This is a genomic window from Microbispora sp. NPDC049633 (genome assembly GCF_040675265.1).
Classification (GTDB): domain Bacteria; phylum Actinomycetota; class Actinomycetes; order Streptosporangiales; family Streptosporangiaceae; genus Microbispora; species Microbispora maris.
This window is the reverse complement of record NZ_JBFAOO010000331.1, coordinates 1-4818: the sequence shown is the minus strand read 5'-3', so window position 1 is coordinate 4818 and position 4818 is coordinate 1. Positions and strand designations below refer to the sequence as shown.

6 protein-coding genes are annotated in these 4818 nt (G+C 74.3%); 3 read left to right on the top strand and 3 right to left on the bottom strand.

Annotated elements, in window-relative coordinates:
- Positions 1-43: 43 nt before the first annotated feature.
- Both add and AB0J39_RS38190 read right to left on the bottom strand, forming a co-directional pair.
- On the bottom strand, positions 44-1045 hold the full coding sequence (add, locus tag AB0J39_RS38195; RefSeq protein ID WP_363473893.1) for an adenosine deaminase: 1002 nt from the start codon (positions 1043-1045) through the stop codon (positions 44-46).
- Positions 1042-1995, bottom strand: a complete 954-nt coding sequence (locus AB0J39_RS38190) for a nucleoside hydrolase (protein WP_363473891.1) — start codon at positions 1993-1995, stop codon at positions 1042-1044. The genes add and AB0J39_RS38190 overlap by 4 nt, the downstream gene beginning before the upstream one ends.
- Positions 1996-2124: 129 nt before the next feature.
- Here AB0J39_RS38190 and AB0J39_RS38185 point away from each other — a divergent pair, with 129 nt between their 5' ends.
- From AB0J39_RS38185 to AB0J39_RS38175, 3 genes are all read left to right on the top strand, one after another.
- Positions 2125-3105: a LacI family DNA-binding transcriptional regulator gene (locus AB0J39_RS38185; protein ID WP_363473889.1), complete on the top strand. Its 981-nt coding sequence runs from the start codon at positions 2125-2127 to the stop codon at positions 3103-3105.
- A gap of 55 nt (positions 3106-3160) precedes the next feature.
- Positions 3161-4039 (top strand): GNAT family N-acetyltransferase, encoded by an 879-nt coding sequence (locus AB0J39_RS38180; RefSeq protein WP_363473887.1) that lies wholly within the window; start codon positions 3161-3163, stop codon positions 4037-4039.
- Positions 4040-4165: 126 nt separating this feature from the next.
- Positions 4166-4537: a hypothetical protein gene (locus AB0J39_RS38175; protein WP_363473885.1), complete on the top strand. Its 372-nt coding sequence runs from the start codon at positions 4166-4168 to the stop codon at positions 4535-4537.
- Positions 4538-4694: 157 nt separating this feature from the next.
- Here the strand turns inward: AB0J39_RS38175 and AB0J39_RS38170 are convergent.
- Positions 4695-4818 (bottom strand): glycoside hydrolase family 15 protein (locus AB0J39_RS38170; RefSeq protein WP_363473895.1); only part of this gene is annotated, 124 nt, incomplete at its 5' end.

The window sequence follows — 4818 nt, the reverse complement described above, 5'->3', positions numbered from 1 at the left end:
GCATCGCCGGCCAGGGGTAGCCAGCCCGTACCCGGGGCCGCGATCAGCCCTTTCCGGTGCCCTGCCGGGTGTCCGGCGGAGCCGCGGGCCAGGCGAAGGCGGCGGCCGCCGCGTGCGCCTGACAGGCCGCCTCCTCGCCGGCCGTCCATCCGAACGTCTCCCGCAGCCCTTCGAACTCCCGGCGGAGCGTCGTCGCCGAGGTGGTGCGCGTGTCGGTGCTGATGGTGACGCTCAGGCCCGCCGACAGGAGTGCGTGGGCCGGGTGGTCGGCCGGCCGGGGAACCGCGGCGGTCTGGACGTTGCTGGTGGGGCACATCTCCAGCGCGATCCGCTCGCGTCTGAGCCGGTCGAGCAGGGAGCGGTCGGCGGCGGACCGCACGCCGTGTCCGATGCGCCGTGCGCCCAGGACGTCGATCGCCTCCCAGACGCTCTCCGGTCCCGCAGCCTCTCCCGCGTGGACGGTGCAGGGCAGTCCCGCCGCGTGCGCGACGGCGAAGGCGGGCAGGTGCGGCGCGCCCGGATGCAGGCGTTCGTCGCCCGCCAGGTCGAGCCCGGCCACCTTGTCACGGTGGCGCACCGCGGTCTCCGCGACGGCGAGGCTCTCGTCCGGGCTCTGGTGCCGCAGGCAGCACAGCACCAGCCCGGTGCGCACGCCCGTGGCCGCGGCGCCGGAGGCCAGCCCGGCGGCGACGGCCTCCACCGCCTCGTCCAGGGTCAGGCCCTGACGGCCGTGCAGTTGCGGGGCGAAACGCGCCTCCCCGTACAGCACGCCGTCCGCGTGCCAGTCCTCGACGAGCTCGTGCGCCGCGCGTCGCAGGGCGTCCGGCGTCTGGAGGACGCGCAGGGGAAGGTCGAGGAAGGTGAGGAACCGGGCCAGGCTGCCGCACCGGGCGGGCGCGGTCACGAGGGTGTGCGCGGGCCGTGTCAGCGTGATCCCCTGCGCTCTCGCGAGCTCCGCGACCGTCTCGGGACGGACCGATCCGTCGAGATGGCAGTGCAGCTCGAAGCGCCCCGCCGGCCGCGGGACGGACGATGTGATCGTCATGCGGCCCGGCCCGTTCCGGCGCACGTGGCGAAAAGCAGGTCCTTGAAACCGGCCTCGTCGACGTGGCGCACCATGGTCAGATTGGGCTCGGGGGCCGTACGGCGGCGATCGACGATCGTCTGACCCCGCGCCTCGTCGCCGAGGGCGACCGTCACGTGCGCCCGCTCCTGTCCGACGATCAGGTCGGGCCGCAGCGCCACGGCCATCGCGACCGGATCGGGCAGGTCGTACCCGGCCAGGCCGGTGACCTCGCTCGCCCACTCGGCGACCGTCCGGTTGATCCGATGGGCGAAGGCGGCGAGGGGAGTGCCGAGCCCTTCGAGACGCCGCTGGTCCTCCGGCGTCATGACGGCGTACGTGCGGGAGACGTCCCAGCCGATCCAGGTGACCGTGTCCGGGCGCGCCGCCCGCAGCACCACGCCGGCCGCCTCGGGATCCGCCCACACGTTGAACTCCGCGGTGGCGGTGACGTTGCCGTGGGCGTCCGGCGCGCCCGCCATGCAGTACACGTGCCGGAATCGGCCGAGCAGGCCGGGCTCCCGCAGGAGGGCGGCGGCGAGGTTGGTCAGCGGGCCCAGGGTGACCAGGGTCAGCTCGCCGGGAAAGCGGCGGGCGTAGGACGTCAGGACGTCGGCCGCGTGCCCCGGTTCGGGAGCGCGCCGCGGGCCGGGCAGGCCGATGTCGCCCATGCCGTCCTGCCCGTGCACGTGCTGCGCGGTGGACAGGGGCCGCAGCAACGGGCGGTCGCACCCTTCGTGGACGGGGACGCCGGCGGCTCCCGCTATCTCCAGGGAGATCAGCGCGTTGCGGGTGGCCGTCGGCAGCGGGACGTTGCCGGCCACGGTGGTGACCGCCCGCACGTCGCCCAGGCCGCTGGCGGCCGCCAGCAGCAGGGCCACGGCGTCGTCGGACCCGGTGTCGGTGTCGATCAGGAGGGGTGTCACAGGCATGCGGGGCCTTCTTCGCGGGGGAGTGACGGGGACGGGCGCGGGGAAGCGGACAGGATCGGAACGGGCTCGCGTGGCAGTTCTAATCGTTTAGATGAGAAGATGCAAGCCGCACGGAGGAAAGGAGCCCCCATGGCCGTCACGCTCGCGGACGTGGCCCGCCGGTCCGGCACGTCCACGGCGGTGGTCAGCTACGTGATGAACAACGGCCCGCGGCCGGTGGCCCCGGCCACCAGGGAGCGGGTTCTCGCCGCGGCCGCCGAGCTGGGCTACCGCCCCAACCGCATCGCCCGGGCGCTGCGGGCCGGCACCACCGGGGTCGTCGGCCTGGTCCTGGCCGACGCGTCCAACCCCTACTTCGCCGCCCTCGCGCGCAGCGTCGAGCGAGCGCTGGAGCGGCGGGACACGCTGATGATGACGGGCAACGCGGGCTACCTGCCCGACAGGCAGCGGCTTTTGGCCGAGCGGTTCCTCGCGGCGCAGGTCGACGGCCTGGTCGTGGTCTCCGCCGACGGCGGCGCCGACGTCGCGGCCCTGGCGGCGACGGCGGGCGTGCCGTCCGTCTACGTCCATCACCGGCCGGGGCCGGGCCGCGCGCCGCTCGTGTCCGCCGACAACGACGCCGCGGTCCGCGCGGCCGTCGAGCACCTGCGGGGCCACGGGCACCGGCGCGTCGCCTTCCTGGCCGGGCCGCACGACGCCGGGCCGGTCGCCGAGCGCCGGGACGCCTGGCACCGTGCGGTCTCCGCCGACGATCTCGAACCCCTGCTGCTGCGCTGCGAGTATTCACGCGAGGCGGCGGCGCGGCTGACCGCGAGGCTGATCGCCGAGGGCGCGATGCCGCACGCCCTGATCGCGGCTACCGACGAGCAGGCCATGGGCGTCCTCGCGGGCGCGTCGGCCGCCGGGCTGCCCGTTCCCGGCCGGCTCGCCCTGATGAGCTGCGACGGGACTCCCGACAGCGCCTACACCGCCCCCGCGCTCAGCGTCACCGAGCAGCCGCTGGACGCCATGGCCGAGCGGGCGGTCGCGCTGCTCCTCGACGGCACGCCCGAGTCCGCCGCCCCCGCCGCGCGTCTGGTGCCGCGCCGCAGCTGCGGCTGCGAGGTGTGACTTCGCGCGGAAAACCGCGTGCGGGGGGACGCCCCGCCGGATGAGACTGACCGGCATGACGCCCGTGCCCTTCGCCCGCAGACCGTACGCCGGAGTGAAGGACCTGAGGGCCATGCAGGATCTCGCCGGCCGGTTGTGGTCGCCGGGGGCCACCTGGCACGTGGGCGACCTGGCGTGGGAACGCTTCCAGCACACGGGTGGGGAGCACGAGTGGCCGGCCATGCTCTGGGCCGCAGGCGGCGCGACCGCGGCCTGGGGGTGGGCCGATGCCGGGCAGCTGAACCTGCTGGCCGATCCCGCGCACGCCCTCCTGCCCGACGAGGTCCTGGACTGGTTCGCCGCGCGGGTGCCGGACGCGGCCCGTACGGTCACGCTCTCCAGCGCGGAGACGCACCTGTTCCCCGCGCTCGACCGGCACGGCTATCGGCGTGCGGACGAGGGTCCCTTCTTCCTGCACATGGTCATGGACCTGGACCACGGCCTGCCCGAGCCGATCCCGCCCGCCGGATACCGCCTGCGCGCGGTGGGGGATGGTGACGTCGCCATGCGTGTCGCGGCGCACCGCGCGGCCTTCCACCCGTCGAGGGTGACCGTGGAGAGCTACCAGGCGGTGCGTCGCGCCTGGCCGTACCGGCCGGACCTGGACTGGGTCGCCGAGGCGCCGGACGGAAGTGCCGCGGCGTTCTGCCTGGTCTGGCTGGACGAGGCCAACCGGGCCGCCCGGATCGAACCGGCGGGCACCGTGCCGGATCACCGCCGGCGCGGCCTCGCGCGGGCCGTCTGCCTGGCCGCGCTGCACGCGGCGCGGCGGGCGGGGGCGCGGCAGGCGGTGGTGAGCCCACGTGGAGACGACGCCTACCCGGTGCCCGCCCGGCTGTACCGGTCGCTCGGATTCCGCGCGAACGCCAGGAGCCTGGCTTATCGCCGCGCGTAACGGCCGCGATGCACAGGTTGAGCATCAGTGCAGGTCACAGAGACGAACAGGGAGCCTATACCAGGCCTATACCGCTCCGGGCTTGGCTCGTCGGCATCCGTTCCGCACGAGCCAAGGAAGAGAAGTATGGGTATTCGCAAGGGAATGGCGGCGGCCGCTCTGGCCCTCGGAGTCGGCGTGACCGTGCTGCCGGCGGCGCCGGCCTGGGCGGCGAACTCGGAGTGCACCGTCCAGAACTTCACGACGACCTGCTCCACGGGGACCCTTTCGGCCCCCAACGGCTGGATCGAGGTGACGACTTTCGAGTCGTGGATCGGCAACCCGCTGTGCGACGCGAGCGAGATCCGCTGGAAGGTCGTGGACGCCACCAACGGCCACGTCGTCGGCCGCGGCACGGGCGCCACCAACCGCTGGCGGATCCCCGGCCTGACAAACAGCTACTACGGCCGCTTGGACAACTGTCCCCGGATGACGATCCGCATCCACAACGCCTCGTAGCCGCCCACGGGCGGGCTGAGCGGCCGGTCCGCCAGTGGCGCACCTCATGGGCGGCGAAGCCGGCGATGCCGGCTTCGCCGCCTGAACGGCCGCTCGCCGACGCCCGTGCCACAGGGGTGCACGGGCCTCGGCCGACGGGGCCGTCACGGCGAGGCGATCACGTCCGGCCGAGGGCCAGAGCGGTGCGGATCAGGTGGATGTGGGTGAAGGCTTGGGGGAAGTTGCCGAGTTGGCGGCCTGTTTTGGGGTCGTATTCCTCGGCGAGGAGGCCGACGTCGTTG